Source organism: Streptomyces sp. NPDC034037 (assembly GCF_055575715.1).
On sequence record NZ_JBVISC010000008.1, the window covers coordinates 1 to 16045 of the forward strand.

Genomic DNA, 16045 nt, shown 5'->3' on the forward strand with positions numbered 1-16045 from the left:
GACAAGCCCTCACCACCAACAAGCGCATAGCCCCCACCACCGACACCGAACGACTCCTGACCACCATCTGGGCCGAGATCCTCAACCTCGACCCCAACCACATCAGCACCCACGACAGCTTCTTCGACCTCGGCGGCGACTCCATCCGCGCCGTCCGACTGGCAGGCGCCCTGCGCACCCACGGCCACCAAATCACCATCCGCGACATCTTCGAACACCGCACCATCAACCAACTCGCCACACACACCACACCCACCACCGAAGAAAACCACTTCACCCCCATCCCACCCTTCACACTCATCAGCGAAACCGACCAGGCCGCCCTCCCCACCGACGCCGTCGACGCCTACCCGCTCTCCCAAATCCAGACCGGCATGCTCGTCGAAATGCTGGCCGACCCGGACCGGAACACGTACCACAGCGTCAACTCCTTCGGGATTCCGGACGACCGGGAGTTCGACGGTGCCGCTCTGCGCCGTGCAGTCGATGTCGTCGCCGCTCGGCACGAGACACTGCGCACCTCGATCCACCTGACCGGTTACAGCCAGCCCCTCCAGATCGTCCACGCGACCGCGGAGATCCCACTCGCCGTGCACGACCTGCGCGGCCAGGACGCCGAACAGGCGGGGGCGGCCGGGCTGGCCTTCGTGGAGGACGAGAGGGAGCAGCTGTTCGAGCTGACCGAGGCGCCGTTGGTGCGGATCAACGTGCATCTCGAGGCGGACGCCTGGCGGCTGACGTTCACGCACTGCAACGCGATCACCGAGGGGTGGAGCTACCACTCGCTCCTGATGGAGATCCTCGTCGCCTACCGCGCCCTCCGCGACGGACAGGCGCTACCGGCCTACGAAATGCCGGAGGTCCGTTACGCCGATTACATTGCCGCCGAACTGGACTCCCTGAACGACCCCGAGGAGCAGCGGTACTGGCAGGACGTCACCGACACCCACGTCCCGATGGCCATCCCGGAGAGCTGGGGCGACCCGGACGGCCCGGTGGAGCGCTACCGACGTCGAGTGGAATTCGGTGATCTGGAGGAGCCGCTGCGGCGGCTGGCCGGGCAGGCCGATGCCTCGCTGAAGAGCGTGCTGCTGGCCGCGCATCTGAAGGTGATGAGCGCGCTCACCACCGAGGACGCTTTCCACGCCGGCCTGGTCTGCCACGGCCGGCTGGAGGAGCCGGGTGCGGACCGGGTGCTGGGCATGCACCTCAACACGCTGCCGTTCCCGCACAGCGGTATGCCCGCGACGTGGGTGGAACTGGTCGGGCAGACCTACGCGCGAGAGACGGAGGTCTGGGCCCATCGACGCCATCCGTTGCCCGCCATCCAGAGCGCCGCGGGCGTCACCGGGCGGCTGGTCTCGGTGATGATCGAGTTCCACGACTTCCATCAGATGGACGGGGAACTGGTCGACGCCAGCGCCGAACGCAACTCGGTGGCCACCGACTTCGCCTTCCATGTGATCGCCACCAAGGACTCCTTCAACATCCTCAGCGGCACCGACACGGTGAGCCACTACCACGCCGGGCTGCTGTGCGGCATGTACCGGCGGGTCCTGGAGGACATGGTGGCCGACCCGGACGGTTCGGCCAGGCGCGGGGTGCTGCCCGAGGCCGAGGAGGCTCGGGTACTAGCGGCCGGGCACGGTGGCCGGGTGCCCGAACCCGTCACCCGGACGGTGCACGGGGCCTTCGCCGAGCGGGTGGCGAGGCACCCGGACAAGCTCGCGGTGGTCGCGGGGGCCGAGCGGCTCTCGTACCGCGAACTGAACGAGCGGGCCAACCGGATCGCCCACCATCTGCGGTCGCTCGGTGCTGGACCCGACTCACTGGTGGGACTGTGCCTGGAGCGCGGGCCGATGCTCCTGCCCGCCCTGCTGGGCATCCTCAAGTCCGGTGCGGCGTACGTCTCGCTGGATCCGGCCAATCCCATGGGGCGGCTGACCCGGATCCTCGCCGACACCGAGGCGCCCCTGGTGGTTACCTCGTCGGCCTACGCGGACGCGCTCACCGCCGGGCGCGACGGGGAGGAGGACAGCGGGTACAACGGGGAACTGGTCGTGCTGGATCGGGCCTCGGACCGCGCGGCGATCGCATCACGACCGGTCGTGGACCCGGTGGAGCGCACCTCGCCCGACAATCTGGCGTACGTGCTGTACACCTCGGGGTCCACGGGCGTGCCGAAGGGCGTCGGGCTGACCCACGCCAACGTGTTGCGGCTGTTCCGCACCGACGAGCGGGAGTTCTCCTTCCTGGAGTCGGACGTGTGGGCGATGTTCCACTCGTATGCCTTCGACACCTCGGTGTGGGAGATGTGGGGCGCGCTGCTGCACGGTGGTCGTCTGGTGGTGGTGCCCCCGGAGACGGCCCGCTCGCCCGAGGACCTGCTGGACCTGTTGGTGGCCGAGCGAATCGGTGTGCTGTGCCAGACGCCGACCGCGTTCCGCGGGCTGGCCGCGCTGGCCGGTGACGACCGGGTAGGACGCCTGGCGCTGCGGGCCGTGGTGTTCGCCGGGGAACGGCTGGACATGTCCGAACTGCTGCCCTGGGCCGAGCGGTTGGGGCTGGAGCGGCCCGCGCTGGTCAACATGTACGGGATCACCGAGACCAGCGTGTACTCGGTCCGGCACCAGCTGGGCGAGCAGGACCTGGGCCGGCCGACGCTGAGCGTCATCGGCACGCCGCTGGGCGACCAGCGCGTGCACGTGCTGGACCGGTACGGCAACCCGGTGCCGGTCGGCGTTCCCGGCGAGATCCATGTCGGCGGTCCGGCGGTGGCCCGCGGCTACCGGGGGCGTGCGGAGCTGACCGCCGAGCGGTTCGTACCGGACCCGTTCGGTCCGGCGGGCGCCCGGCTGTACCGCTCCGGCGACCTGGCCCGGCTACTGCCGGACGGCACACTGGAGTTCCTCGGCCGCATCGACACCCAGGTCAAGATCCGCGGCTACCGCATCGAACCGGGTGAGGTCCAGGCCCGGTTGCGGCGGCAGCCCGAGGTGCGGGACGCGGTGGTGCTGGCCCGCGAGGACGTGCCCGGCGACAAGGTTCTGGTCGCCTATGTGGCGGCCATGGACGGGGTGACTTTGGACCCGGCTCGGCTGCGCGCCGCACTGGCGGCCGAGCTCCCTGCGTACATGCTGCCCAGTGCCTTCGTGCCGATCGACGCGGTGCCGCTGACCCCCAACGGCAAGCTGGACCACCGTGCGCTCCCGGCGCCGGACCGCACCGCCCTGGCGGGTACGCGCCGGGTCGCGCCGCGGACCGACACCGAGCGCCGACTGGCCGGGGTGTGGGCCGACGTGCTGCGGCTCGATCCCGGCCTGGTGGGCGCCGACGACAACTTCTTCGAGTTGGGAGGCGACTCGATCCGCGCGGTACGGCTCCTGACATCGGCCCGCCAAGCAGGTCTGGATCTGTCGCTGTGGATGCTTTACCGGACACGGACGTTGGCCGAACTGGCCGGCGTGGTCTCCTCCGACGCCCCGGCAACCGACGGCCTGCCGCTGGCCCCGGCGCAGCTGACGGCCCTCGAAGGCACCCCGACGACCGAGTCGGTACGGCTGCCGCTGAGCCGCCGGCCGGACACCGCTCTTTTGGAGCGGGCACTGCACACGGTGGTCGCCCGCCACCAGGCGCTGCGGCTGCGACTGCCGGAGGACGGCGGTGTGACGGCGGCGGTCGCCGCGGCCGAGTCCGCCGTGCTGCTGCGAGTGGTGGAGCTGGACGAGGTCCCGGCAGATGACCGGTCGGCGGCGGTCGCGGCGGCCGTCGCCGCGGACGCGGCCGCGGTCGACCCGGTGCACGGGCCGGTGCTGCGGGCCTCGCTGTGCGACTTCGGCGGGGCGAGCCTGCTGAACGCCGAGTTGCTGCCGGAGTTGTGGATCAGTGTGCACGAGCTGGCGGTCGACGAGGCGTCCTGGGCCATCCTGGTGGACGACCTGAACCTGGCGTACCAGCAGCTGAGCACCGGCGAGCCGGTGGAGCTGTCGCCCGTCGCGCCCGAACTGTCGGCGTTGACGACCGAGTTGGCCGAGCTGGCCGCCTCGGAGGCGCCGGCCGCACAGGCGCAGGCCTGGCTCGGCCGGCAGCCCGGCCGACCGCTGCCGGTGGACCACGCGGACGGCGACAACACCTTCGGTTCCGCGCGTACGGCCACGCTGGCGCTGCCCGCCCCGCTCACCGAGGCGCTGCTGGACGCGGCAGAGCCGGAGGCACTGTTGCTGGCCGCGCTGGGCCGGGCCCTCGCCGATTGGAGCGGTGACGACCGGATCGGCGTGGAACTCACGGCGGACCCCCGGGAGTCGGCGGACGGCTCACAGACGATGGGGCTGCTGACCGACCGGTGCCCGATGGTTCTGTGGCTGCCGGAGAACCGGCCCGGCCCGGCCCGGCTCCGCTCGGTGGTGCGCCAGTTGAGCGCGCTGCCCGAGCCCCGGTACGGCTACGGCCTGCTGCGCCACGGCGCCGACGAGGAGCTGGCGCAAGACCTGGCCTTGCTGCCGCGCCCCGAGACCGGTTTCACCTGCCGTCTCACGGAGGCGGCCGCGGACACCCGGGCGACGCCCCTTGTCTTCGTACCGCAGTTCGTGGAGCCGGTCCGGCCGGCCGCGGCCAGGCGGCCCCGGCTGTTCGACGTGGACGCCCGGGTGCACGACGGGCAGCTGTACCTCCGCTGGACGTACAGCACCGAGGTGCACGACGCGGACACGGTCGACGGTCTCGCCGCCCGGCAGCTCGCGGAACTCTCCGCGCTGCTGGAGCTGCCCGCCACCGCGTCCGGCACGGTGCGCCCGGCCCGCCCCACCCAGTCGGCGAAGCTGGCCGAGGAGATGTCCCGGCACGCCGTCCCGGGCGCCGCGCTGGCGTTGATCCGGGACGGTGAACTCGCCGAGGTCCACACCCACGGCACCCTCATCGCGGGCGGCACCGATCCGGTCACCGCGGACACACTGTTCGCGGCCGGTTCGATCAGCAAGCACGTGACCACGATCGGCGTGCTGAAGCTGGTCGAGCAGGACGTGCTCGACCTCGACACGGACGTCGCGCGGTACCTGACCTCCTGGCGACTGCCCGGCGAGCCCGCGCCGCGGGTCACTCTGCGGCACCTGCTGGCGCACTCCGCCGGCTTCGCGGTACAGCCGCCGTTCGCGCGGTACGCGCCGGACGAACCGGTCCCGTCCGTACTGGACATCCTGCACGGCCGCCCACCGGCCTCCCCGGTCACCTTCGCCCATCCGCCTGGCGAGGTGTTCGCGATGACGGCGCTGAACTTCTCGGTGATCCAGCAGGTGATGTGCGACGTCACCGGAGAGGAGTTCCCGGCGCTGATGCGGCGCCTGGTGCTGGAACCGCTGGGCATGACGGGCAGTGACTACGATCCTGCCTTCGTGCGCGGCTCGGGCCGCCCATACGCCCGGGGGCACGAAGCCGGGGCCGTTCCCGTGCCGGGCGGCTACCGGGTGATGCCGGAGCTCGCGGCCGGGTCCCTGTGGAGCACGGCCCCCGACCTGGCCCGGCTGACGGTGGCCGTGCGGCGCTCGTACCTGGGTCTGCCGGACGCCTTCCTGCCGCGAGGGCTGGCCCGCGAGATGCTCACCCCGCGGCCGGACCGGCCCTACGGCTGGAGCGTCATCGTCGACGACTCCCGCGCTGATCTGGAGATCGGGCACGGGGGTCAGGCGACCGGCTTCCAGGCCATGTTCGGCCTGCGGGTGCACGCGGGTACGGGTGCGGTGCTGCTCACCAACGCCACCGCGGGACGCGAGCTGGTCAGCAGGGTGCTGGCCCGGCTCTGGCCGGCCCCGACCCGCTTCTCGGTCCTGTGGGGCCAGGCCACCGACGCCGCCCGGTCACGGGAGCGGCAGGGCACCGCGGACCCGCGCGCCGGTAAGGCCGACGGTGAGTGAGGTCCACGCAGACCGGCCGGCAGGCCTCGCCGAGGGGCCGCCCGCGGCCCCCGAGGTGCCGCTGCGCCGCAACGTCGCGTTCATCCAGCTGTGGGTGGGCGCGGGGATCTCCCGGTTCGCCGCGACCGTCGGAATGACGGCGTATCCGCTGTTGGCCCTGTGGCACACGAACTCCGCCACTCTGACCGGCCTGGTGACCTTCGCCGGGGCGCTGCCAAACTTCCTCGTGCAGCTGCCCGCGGGGGCTCTGGTCGACCGCTGGGACCGCCGCAAGCTGATGCTGTGGTGCGACATCGCGGGCGCGCTGTCCATCGCGGGAGTGGCGGTGGCCGTTCTGTGCGGCCGGGTGTGGATCCCGCAGCTGATGGTCGCCGCGTTCATCGAGGTGACCCGGGGCATCTTCTACGACCTGGCGGAACGGGCCACGGTGCGGGCCGTGGTCCCCGCCGGGCAACTGTCCACGGCGTTGGCGCACAACGAGGCGCGCGGGGCGGCGATCGGGCTGGTGGGCCAGCCCGGCAGCGGTCTGCTGTTCATGGTCGCGCGGTGGCTGCCGTTCGCGTTCACGGCGGTCGCCGACCTGGTGGCGGTGGTGTTCCTGCTGTTCCTGCGCGGCCGTTTCCGGCCAGAGCGGTCCGGGCCGCCGCAGCGCATCGGCACGGAGATCCGGGAGGGTGTCCGCTGGCTGTGGCGGCACCGGGTGGCCCGGTTGCTGGTGGGCACCTTCGCCGGCAGCAACCTGATCTTCCAGATGCTGATGCTGACCGTGATGGTGATCCTGCGCCGGCACGGGGAATCGACGGCGACGGCCGGTCTGGTCACCGCGGTCGGTGGCACCGGCGGCCTGGTCGGGGCGCTGCTGGCGCCCCGCTGGGCCAAGCGGTTCAGTCTGCGGACCACCTTCGTGGCGGGCCTGACGGCCTGGACGCTGCTGCTGCCGTCTCTGGTGGTGATCCGCCAGCCCGTCGCCCTGGCAGCCGTGCTCGCCGCGATCGGCGTGGTCTCCGGGCTGTTCAACGTGACGGCCTGGACCTACCAGGTCCAGCACACCCCCGACGAGCTCCAGGGGCGGGTGAACGGCACGGGCCGCTTCCTCGCCTCGGGCGCCAACTCGCTCGGCGCGCTGCTCGCCGGACGGCTGCTGGACTCGGTGGGCATCACCTGGACCGCGGTCGTCATCAGCGTCCTGATGCTGACCCTCACCACCGCCGTCATCACCCGTTCGGCATGGGCCGAGGCCCATGACTGACGTCCAACCGATGCTGCTGCCAAAGGAATTCGGGCCGTGAAACCAGGTAGACCGACCACTGTCAGCCCCCTCGACTCCGCCGCCGGTCCCGGCCCGGCCCTGGCCGCCCTGCGCCGCAGGACCAGCGAGAAGTGGCGCCGTCACGCGCCCGGCGTGCAGCCGGCCCACATCGCGGAAATGGACTTCCCGGTGGCCGAGGAGATCGGCCGGGCGATCGGCCGACTGGCCGTCGAGGGGGACATGGGCTACGCGTTCTCGTACACCGACGACAGTCCGGCGCAGGCCGCGCTGGCCGGCTGGCTGCTGCGACGGCACGGCTGGTGGGTGCCGCGCTCGCGAATCCTGTACTACGCCGATGTGATGCGGGTGATGGAGGCCGGCCTGGAGGCCTTCTCCGCGCCCGGTGACGCGGTGGTGGTCGACGTTCCGGCGTACCCGGCGTTCTTCGAGTCGGTCGCCGAGCGGGGGCGGGAGCTGGTGCCCAACCCGATGTTGCTGCGCGAGGGCCGGTGGCGGCTGGACTTGGCGGGCCTGGAGCGGGCGTTCCGCGACGGCGCCCGGGTCTACCTGCTGTGCAATCCGCACAACCCCACCGGGATGGTCTGCACGCCCGCCGAACTGACCGCCGTGGCGCAGCTCGCCAAGGCCCACGGGGTGACCGTGCTCTGCGACGAGGTGCACGGCCCGCTGGTGTTCCCCGGCCGCACCCATACGCCGTTCGCCTCGCTGCCGGCCGCCCAGCAGGTCCGCAGCGTGACCGGCCTGTCGGCCAGCAAGGGCTGGAACATCGCCGGCCTCAAGTGTGCCTTCGGCATTCCGACCGGCCCGGGGACGGCGCAGGCACTGCTGGCCCAGCCGCCCCGGATGCGGGACGGGGTGGGTGTGTTCGGCGCGGCGGCCAGTGAGGCGGCGTTCACCGCCGGCGGCCGCTGGCTGGAGGAGACGCTGCGCTATTTGGACGGCAACCGCCGATTGCTCGCCGAGCTGCTGCGAACCCATGGCCTCGGCGAGATCGGCTTCCGGCTGCCCGAGGCGACGTACCTCGCCTGGCTGGACTGCCGTCGTACGGCTGACCGACTCGGCGAGGACGATCTGGCGCGGCGTGTCCTGCGGACCGCCGGGCTGGCCGTCAGTGACGGCCGGGACTACGGCTGTCCCGGCTTCCTGCGGCTCAATCTCGCCACCCCCCGGCTGCTGGTCGAGGAGATGGTGCGGCGGCTGGCGCTCGGCCTGGACGCACCGGGGCCGTCGGCCGGTCGCGGCTCCGATCTGCTGATCGATATAGGGGCGGTATAGCAGTCCGTCGCACGGTGATCGTGTCCCTCTGCCCGGCCTCACCGTCCCGGCCGCTCGGCCCACCCCTGCCCCGCCTTTGCCCTGACCCTTTCCGAGGAGAACACATGTCTGACACCGCATCGCACGAGCCCGCGTACGTCGTGGTGGTCAACCACGAGGAGCAGTACTCGATCTGGTGGGCCGACCGCGACCTCCCGGACGGCTGGCGCGCCGAGGGCACCCGCGGCACCCGCGAGGAGTGCCTGGCGCACATCCGCGAGGCGTGGACCGACATGCGGCCGCTGAGCCTGCGTACCTGGATGGAGCAGAACGCCGCCGTCTGATCTCTCTCCCCCCACACGCAGGGCCGCTCCCCCAGCGGCCCTGCGGCGGTTCACCACCCGCCCACCCGCCAACCCCCGAGGAAGGGACACATGGCCGTGACCACCGAAGCCGCCGGGAACGCGCCGCCGGCGCCCGATCGCCCCGGCCCCCCGGCGCCCGGTGACACCACCGGGCCCGCCGGCGGCCGCCGTGCCGAACAGATCGGCGGCGTACTGCTGTTGATCAGCATGCTCTCCCAGGGCTTCGGCGTGGTCTGGGACGTGCAGTGGCACAACAACGTCGGCCCGGACACCTTCTTGACCTTGCCGCACCTGTTGATCTACGCCGGTCCCTCGCTCGCCGGAGTGACCAGCGCGGTGGTGGTGCTGCTGCGCACCGGGGCCGAACGCAAAGGGCGGGGCGCGACGGAAGGCACCTCGGTACGGGTGTTCGGCACCTTCGAGGCCCCTGTCGGGTTCCTGATCGCCGGTGTCGGCGGCGCGATCGATCTGTTCTACGGCATGGCCGACCTGTGGTGGCACACCGAGTACGGCTTCGACGTCACCCTCAACTCGCCGCCGCACGTGGGCCTGGCGCTGGGCGGCGTGGCGATCTGCGTCGGCACGATCGTCGCGTTCGCCGACCAGTACCGGGACCTTCCCGGTCGCTGGGGTCTGGTGGTCAGCTCGGCGCTCAGCGTGATCACGGTGGTGTTCGCGCTGTTCTGGGCCCAGCCGTTCGAGGTGTCGCTGACCTTCGTGGCCCTGCTGGTGCTGACCCTGGTGGGCTGCGTGGTGCGGCGGCCCTGGTGGGTCAGCGCGACCGGCCTGGTCTTCCTGGCCATCGTCGGCCTCCAGTGGCTGTTCGTGCCGCTCGCCACCCGGTGGTACGCCGACAGCCTCGGCCTGCCGTTCCGGGAAGGGGTGTCGACGGTGCCGCAGATGCCGGCCCTCGACCCGCTGATCCTGCCGGTCATCGCCGTCCTGCTCGACCTGTTCCTGCTGCGTCACCGCCGTGCCGGTACCTCCCCCAAGCGCACCCTGCCCCTGGCGACCGGAGTGCTCGGCGTCTTGATGGCCGCCTGCTACGGCCCGCAGATCCACGACCCGCTCACCCCGAAAGTACTGATCCTGGCCGGGCTGCTGGGTGCGGGCGCGGGCTGGCTCGGCTACCGCTTCTCGTTCCCGCTCCGCAAGCCGGCCGCGGCCCCGACTCCCCCGGAGAGTTGAGATGCCCACCTCCCTCGTCCGCGGCCTCTTCCGCGCTCTCGCCGTCACGGTGCTGGCCGCCGTCACGGTGCTGGGCACCGTACCTGCCGCGCAGGCGGCCGACTCTCCGGTCCCCGTGGTGCACTCCGAGTACGTCACCGCGGGCCCCTACCGGCTCCAGGTGTCGTTCTCCCAATGGCCGATCGCCGCCGACCGCGGCCTGGATTTCACCTTCCAGCCCACCGACGGAATCACCCGCCACTCCGCGAAACTGGTCATGACCGGCCCGGACGGCGAGGAGTTCTGGCACCGCCGCCCCGAGGACCGCTCCCTGAAGACCTACATCCACCAGCGCGACCGCTGGGGCCTGGACACCTACCTCCTGCCCACGCAGGGTTCCTGGCGCTTCCACTTCACCGTCGACGGGCCGCGCGGCAAGGGCAAGGGCGACCTGTCCCTCGCCGTCGGCCCGCGCCCCGGCCCGCCCCTGTCGCTGAGCTGGGCGGTCGCGCTGCTGCCGCTGATGGTGGCGGTCCCGCTCTGTGTCTTCCTGTGGTTCCGCGGCCGCCGCAAGCGGCACACCTATCAGTGGGCCTGGGACTGACGTGGCGGTCACCGCACGGGCCGGGGAAAGGCCCGTACCGCCAGCACCGCGCAGCACGCCGCGAGAGGCAGTTCGGCGCACACGGCCATCAGCACCGCGGAGATGAGGTCGGCTCCCGGAGCGGCCGTCATGGTGTCGAACCAGGCGTCGACCAGCAGCAGTGTCGCGGTGGCCGCCGCGGTGAGGCCGGCGCGCGGGTCGGCGCGGCGCAGCAGCAGGCCGGTGGAGAGCAGCCCCACCGCCTGGAGAAGGTCCAGGCCGGTCCAGGCCCAGGCCCAGCGGGCGGACCCGGCGGTGCCCGGCAGCCACGTGTGCAAAATGATCAGCCAGGGCACCATGGCGATTCCGAGCACGATGAGGCCTGCGGCCGCCCGGTTCCGGGGGGTCGCCGGGGCGGCCGCAGCACCCGGAAGGCGGCGCGGTGTGACACGGGGCGACCCGGCCGTCGCCCGGGCGGAGCCGCATCCGGTCTGCCCGGTCGCGGTCGACGGTACGCGCACCATGTCGCCGTGCTCCCTTCCGTGCCCGTCCTTCGAGCACGGAACCAGCATGTCGGGCCGGCGGGCGCGGAACAGTAACGCCCGATGCCGACTTCGGGGTGGTGCCAGCTACACCCCAGCCGTACGGGCCGGGGTGGCCCGTGCGGCCCACTAGACTCAAGGGCATGTCCGCCACGCCGCCTGCCTCGTCGCGTGCGCGGTGGTCGGCCGGCTCTCTTCCCTGGTCGGCCGCGGTCCGGCGGGATGCCGTGTTCGTCGTCGCCGGCATCCCGGTGCATGCACTCGGTCTGATCATCACGGTGGCACCGCTCGAGCTGGGTCTAGCCGCTGTGCCGCTCTCGGTGAGCCTGACGGTGATGCTGCTGCTGACCCTGGCCTTCGGGGCGTTGTGCGCCGTGTCGCTGACCGTCGTCACTCCCCTGCTGACCGGGCTCCAGCGCAGCCGCCTCGGCGCGCTGCCCGGTGTGGAGATCGCGCCGGTGCGGCTGCCGTCCGGTGCGGGCCTGCGGGCCCGGGGCCGCACCATCCGGTCGGAGGCTCTGTGGCGGCAGGTGGCGTATCACGCGCTGGCCGGTCCTGCGGTCTGCCTCGGTGCGCTGACGGCGTTCGCGGCGTGGGCGCTGGGAGGTGCGCTGACCGTCCTGCCCGCGTTCTGCTGGGTCCTTCCCGCGACGAGTCCGCTGAGTCCCGGCGCGCACCTGGGAGCGCTCACCACCGCCTGGCTGCTCGGCCTGGTGCTGCTGTTCACCGCGCCGCCGCTGACCCGGCTGGTCGCCCGGGCCGACACCGCCGCCGCCGCGGCTCTGCTCGGGCCCAGCCGGGCGGGGGAATTGCAGCGCCGGGTGGATCGCCTGGCGGTGAGCCGGGCCGCCCTGCTGGATGCGGCCGACGCCGAGCGCCGGCGAATCGAGCGGGATCTGCACGACGGTGTGCAGCAGCGCTTGGTCTCCCTCGCGATGAAGCTCGGTCTCGCCCGGGCGACCTTGCCCGGACTCACGCCGCAGGCACAGGAGTTGCTGACCACGGTGCACGCCGAGGCCAAGGAGGCCCTGACCGAGCTGCGTGACCTGGTCCGCGGCCTGCACCCGGCGGTCCTCGACGAGGAGGGCCTGGATGCGGCGCTCTCCGGGATCGCGGCCCGGGCCCCCTTCCCGGTCCGGCTGCGGGTGTCCGCCGAGGGCCGCGCCACGCCGCCGATCGAGGCGGTGGCGTACTTCGTCGTCTCGGAGGCCCTGGCCAACATCGCCAAGCACGCCCGGGCCACCCAGGCGGAGATCCGCCTGGAGCGGGACGCCGAGCGGCTGCGGGTGACCGTGACGGACGACGGGGTGGGCGGCGCGGACCCGGCGGTCGGCACGGGCCTGGCCGGACTCAGGGACCGGGTCTCCTCCGTCGACGGAACTCTTGCTGTCCGCAGCCCCTGCGGAGGGGGCACCGAAATCACCGTGGAGCTGCCGTGCGCGCTGTGATCGCCGAGGATTCCGTCCTGCTGCGAGCCGGGGTGGTGCAACTGCTGCAGGCCGCCGGGATGGAGGTGGTGGCCGAGGTGGGAGACGCGGAGAGCCTGCTCGCGTTTCTCACCGAGCAGTCCGAGCGATCGGAGCGGTCCGGCCCGTCCGAGCCGTCGGTGCGGTCCGACGCACCCGGGCAGCCGGTGGACCTGGTGATCACCGACGTCCGCATGCCGCCCTCGCACACCGACGAGGGCATGCGAGCCGCGTTGACGATCCGACAGAAGTGGCCGCGGGTCGCTGTGTTGCTGCTGTCGCAGTACGTCGAGGAACGCCACGCGGCAAAGCTGCTGTCCGGCAACACCCGCGGCGTGGGCTACCTCCTCAAGGACCGGGTCGCGGACGTGACGGAGTTCATCGAGGCCGTCCAGCGGGTCGCGGCCGGAGGTGCCGCGCTGGATCCGGAGGTGGTCGCACAGCTCCTCGTCCGCCGGGACAGCGACCCGCTGGAACGGCTCACCCCGCGGGAGCGCGAGGTGCTCGCGCTGATGGCCGAGGGCCGCTCCAACGCGGGGATCGGCCAGGCGCTCGTGGTGAGCGAGAGCGCGGTCGCCAAGCACATCAACAACATCTTCGCCAAGCTCGACCTGCCGCCCGCCGATCTGAGCCACCGGCGGGTGCTCGCGGTACTGCGGTTCCTCGGGGTCCCCGGATGAGAGCCCGCACCACCTGGACCGCCCTCGCCGTCGTGACGGCCGTGGTGCTGCTGGTGCCGGGCGCCGTGTACGGATGGGGCTGGCTGGGCCGGGCCGGGCGCGGCGGTGACGTGCGTCTGCGACATCCGGTCACCGTCGTACGGCTCGACGCCCCCGACGCCTCGGTACGCGTCCGCCCGGGACCGGGGGGCCAGGTCCGGCTGCGGTCGAAGCTGGCCTGGACCCTGCGGGAGCCACGGGTGGAGAGGTCCTGGCGGGGAGAGACCCTGACGATCCGGGTCACCCGGCCGGGCCCCCGGCTGGACGGTCTGGCCCCGAGCGTCTCCCTGGACCTGGAGATCCCGGCCGGGGCCTCGGTGGACGCCCGGGTCGGATCCGGGTCGCTCGACGTCGCGCACATCGGGGGTGATCTCGACCTGGCCGGCACCTCCGGCGCACTGCGCGTGACGGACACACTCGGCGCCCTACGGCTGTGCACCACATCCGGGGAGATCCGGGCCGACGCGCTTGCTTCCGCGCGAGTCGTGACCCGGTCCGACTCCGGCTCGACTCGCCTGGAGTTCGGCTCGGCTCCGCACCGGGTCCGCGCGGAGACCGGTTCCGGCGCCCTGTCCGTCACCCTGCCGCCGAACAGCCGCTACCGGGTCGATCCCAGCTCACCCACGCGTGGGCTGCGCACCGCGGAAGGACTGCGGGACCCCGGGGCCGACCGGGAGATCAGGGTCCGGCTCGGCAGTGGGTCGGCGTCCATCGGCTACTGACGAGCCGCCGTACGACGGCGCGACTCCGACACGGCGCCGCGATCCGGCTCCGAAGCGATATCGACGGAATATAGCCGCCTCGTACAGCGTGGCGGAGTGATCCCCCCTCGCGCCGCCCGAAGACGCGCCGGCCCAGCCGTTCCCCGGGCCATGGCACTGTGGCTGGTCGCCCTGCTCGGCCTGATGAGCCTGGCCGGGGCGGGGCCGGCCGCCGCGCACGGCATCAGTCAGAGCACGGACCTGGAGCTGGCCGCGACGTTCGGCGGCAACGAGCTGACCTTCGCACTGCGCCAGGTGCCCGAGGTACCCGGGCCGTTCCGGGTCGACGTGATCGCCCACGACCCGGTGCGGCCCGCCACGCTGCAGCTTTCCTTGGTCCCGCTGGAGGGTGCGCCGCCGAGCCGTCCCTCCCGGGCGGTGGTGCGGCTGACCGCCGGGCGGCCCGGTACCGTCGCCGCGACCCTGACCGCCGACCGGACCGGCCCGTGGGAACTCGACGTCTCCGACGGCACGGACACCGCGGAGCTGCCCTTCCGGGTGCTGACCCCGCGGGCGGCACCGTGGGAGAACATCGTCTACCCGGCGTTCCTGGTGGCCGGGGTACTGCTGCTCGGCGTGCTCGCGGCCGCGGTCCTCCACCGGCGTGGACCGGCCCTGATGCTGTCCGGGGCAACGGTGATCACCCTGACGGTCGCCCTGACCGCCGCGCTGCTCTCACCGCAGTTCTCCGCGGTCCTCCCCCACGGGTCCCCCGACGAGAAGCGGCTGACCAACGTCGACGGCACCGCGGCCAACGGCCGTTCCTTCACCGAGCTGGCGCTGCACACCGTCCCGGCGAAACCGGCCGCCGGCCGCCCCTTCGCCCTGCGCCTCGGCCTCACCGACGGTTCGAACGGCGTGCCCGTCGACGATCTGGCCGTCCACCACGGCGCGCTGGCCCACACCGTGGTGACCGGCGAGGATCCGAAGTACTTCGCCCACCTGCACCCGGTGCCGGCCGGTCCCGGCGACCTGCTGCTCAGACTGTCCGTGCCACGCCCCGGCCGTTACCTCGTCCAGACCGAGATCGAACGGGTGGACAGCGGCGGCCAGTTGCTCACCGCCACGATCGACGTCATCGCCGGCACCGGCCGTCCGGCGCGTCGGGCCGCCCCTCTGAAGATCGACACTCCCGAGGAGTCGCAGGTCTCCCTCGCTCCGGCGCGCCCGACCGCGGGCGTGCCCACCCAGGTCACCTTGCACGCCGGTACCGCCGACGCCCCGGCGCGCGACCTCCAGAGCTGGCTCGGCATGGCCGGACACATGATCGTCCGCAGGTCCGGTGACGAGTTCTTCGGGCACGCCCACGAGACGGCTTCGATGGCCGCCCTTTCCGTGCCGGGGGCCGTCGTGCCGGACGAGACGGTCGGCCGGTACGGGCCACGGCTGCATTTCGTCTTCGCCTTCCCCGAACCCGGCCGCTACCGGGTGTGGATCCAGTACGAGCGCAACTTCCGCATCCACACCGCCGCCCTCACCGTCGATGTCACCGGAGACGCCCCATGAGCCTCCCGTCCCTCCGCTCGCGGACCGTGCTCGGCGCCGCGGGCCTCGCCCTGGTCGTCCTCGTCCTGTCTCTGGTGTGGTGGTGGCCGCGCTCGGACGACGATTCCGGCGTCACCGTGGAGGGCTCGTCCTCGACCTACACCGTGCGGGTTCGCCTGCCGCACCCGAGCCCGGGCACCGGGACGGCCGACATCACCGTGGCCCGGCGCGACCACGGGGCCGTCGACCTGGACCAGGTCACGGTGGAGGCCGTCATGCCGAGCATGGGCCATGCGACGGCGGCGCTGACCGCGCGGCCGAAGGGGACGGGCCGGTACCGGGCGGACGGCCGTCTCTTCGCGATGGCGGGCACTTGGCAGCTGTCGGTGCGGCTCCACGGCACCGGCGGCACCGACGTGGTGACCGTGCCGGTGACCGTCCCGGCCGCCTGACACGAGGGAAATACCCCATCCGTCCCCAACCGTCCCCTGACAATGCCCTGCAATGACAGCCCCTTGCCAGGGGCG

12 protein-coding genes are annotated in these 16045 nt (G+C 72.5%); 11 read left to right on the plus strand and 1 reads right to left on the minus strand.

What is annotated here, in order from left to right; all coding sequences use genetic code 11:
• The 6 genes from ACZ516_RS26290 to ACZ516_RS26315 form a co-directional block, all read left to right on the plus strand.
• Positions 1-5906, plus strand: a 5906-nt coding sequence (locus ACZ516_RS26290) for an amino acid adenylation domain-containing protein (RefSeq protein WP_469011857.1), incomplete at its 5' end; no start/stop codon positions are given.
• Positions 5899-7155, plus strand: a complete 1257-nt coding sequence (locus ACZ516_RS26295; protein WP_469011858.1) for an MFS transporter — start codon at positions 5899-5901, stop codon at positions 7153-7155. The genes ACZ516_RS26290 and ACZ516_RS26295, both read left to right, overlap by 8 nt.
• 36 nt (positions 7156-7191) lie before the next feature.
• The gene (locus ACZ516_RS26300; protein ID WP_469011860.1) at positions 7192-8451 is read left to right on the plus strand and encodes a MalY/PatB family protein; all 1260 of its coding nucleotides are present in this window, start codon (positions 7192-7194) and stop codon (positions 8449-8451) included.
• A 104-nt stretch (positions 8452-8555) separates the two neighbouring features.
• On the plus strand, positions 8556-8774 hold the full coding sequence (locus ACZ516_RS26305; protein ID WP_468752887.1) for an MbtH family protein: 219 nt from the start codon (positions 8556-8558) through the stop codon (positions 8772-8774).
• A 90-nt stretch (positions 8775-8864) separates the two neighbouring features.
• Entirely contained in the window at positions 8865-9983 is a 1119-nt protein-coding gene (locus ACZ516_RS26310; RefSeq protein WP_469011861.1) for a hypothetical protein, read from the plus strand.
• A 1-nt stretch (position 9984) separates the two neighbouring features.
• Positions 9985-10566 (plus strand): hypothetical protein, encoded by a 582-nt coding sequence (locus ACZ516_RS26315; RefSeq protein WP_469011863.1) that lies wholly within the window; start codon positions 9985-9987, stop codon positions 10564-10566.
• Positions 10567-10574: 8 nt separating this feature from the next.
• Here the strand turns inward: ACZ516_RS26315 and ACZ516_RS26320 are convergent, their stop codons facing one another.
• Entirely contained in the window at positions 10575-10919 is a 345-nt protein-coding gene (locus ACZ516_RS26320) for a hypothetical protein (protein WP_469011865.1), read from the minus strand.
• A gap of 311 nt (positions 10920-11230) precedes the next feature.
• On the opposite strand from ACZ516_RS26320, the gene ACZ516_RS26325 reads away from it, so the two are divergent.
• The 5 genes from ACZ516_RS26325 (at position 11231) to ACZ516_RS26345 (ending at position 15970) form a co-directional block, all read left to right on the plus strand.
• On the plus strand, positions 11231-12535 hold the full coding sequence (locus ACZ516_RS26325) for a sensor histidine kinase (protein ID WP_469011866.1): 1305 nt from the start codon (positions 11231-11233) through the stop codon (positions 12533-12535).
• Positions 12523-13233, plus strand: coding sequence for a response regulator transcription factor (locus ACZ516_RS26330; RefSeq protein ID WP_469011868.1), 711 nt, complete (start codon positions 12523-12525; stop codon positions 13231-13233). The genes ACZ516_RS26325 and ACZ516_RS26330 overlap by 13 nt, the downstream gene beginning before the upstream one ends.
• Positions 13230-13994, plus strand: coding sequence for a DUF4097 family beta strand repeat-containing protein (locus tag ACZ516_RS26335; RefSeq protein ID WP_469011870.1), 765 nt, complete (start codon positions 13230-13232; stop codon positions 13992-13994). Before ACZ516_RS26330 ends, ACZ516_RS26335 begins: the two co-directional genes overlap by 4 nt.
• Before the next feature lie 150 nt (positions 13995-14144).
• Positions 14145-15539, plus strand: coding sequence for a hypothetical protein (locus ACZ516_RS26340; RefSeq protein ID WP_469011871.1), 1395 nt, complete (start codon positions 14145-14147; stop codon positions 15537-15539).
• Positions 15536-15970 carry a FixH family protein gene (locus ACZ516_RS26345; protein ID WP_469011873.1) on the plus strand — a complete coding sequence of 145 codons (435 nt, stop codon included), beginning with the start codon at positions 15536-15538 and terminating at the stop codon, positions 15968-15970. Before ACZ516_RS26340 ends, ACZ516_RS26345 begins: the two co-directional genes overlap by 4 nt.
• Positions 15971-16045 lie beyond the last annotated feature (75 nt).

Excerpts from the sequence above, each read along its gene's own strand:
- ACZ516_RS26305 (WP_468752887.1), top strand. The coding sequence starts at position 8,556 with ATGTCTGACACCGCATCGCACGAGCCCGCGTACGTCGTGGTGGTCAAC.
- ACZ516_RS26310 (WP_469011861.1), top strand. The coding sequence starts at position 8,865 with ATGGCCGTGACCACCGAAGCCGCCGGGAACGCGCCGCCGGCGCCCGAT.
- ACZ516_RS26315 (WP_469011863.1), top strand. The coding sequence starts at position 9,985 with ATGCCCACCTCCCTCGTCCGCGGCCTCTTCCGCGCTCTCGCCGTCACG.
- ACZ516_RS26325 (WP_469011866.1), top strand. The coding sequence starts at position 11,231 with ATGTCCGCCACGCCGCCTGCCTCGTCGCGTGCGCGGTGGTCGGCCGGC.
- ACZ516_RS26335 (WP_469011870.1), top strand. The coding sequence starts at position 13,230 with ATGAGAGCCCGCACCACCTGGACCGCCCTCGCCGTCGTGACGGCCGTG.
- ACZ516_RS26340 (WP_469011871.1), top strand. The coding sequence starts at position 14,145 with ATGGCACTGTGGCTGGTCGCCCTGCTCGGCCTGATGAGCCTGGCCGGG.
- ACZ516_RS26345 (WP_469011873.1), top strand. The coding sequence starts at position 15,536 with ATGAGCCTCCCGTCCCTCCGCTCGCGGACCGTGCTCGGCGCCGCGGGC.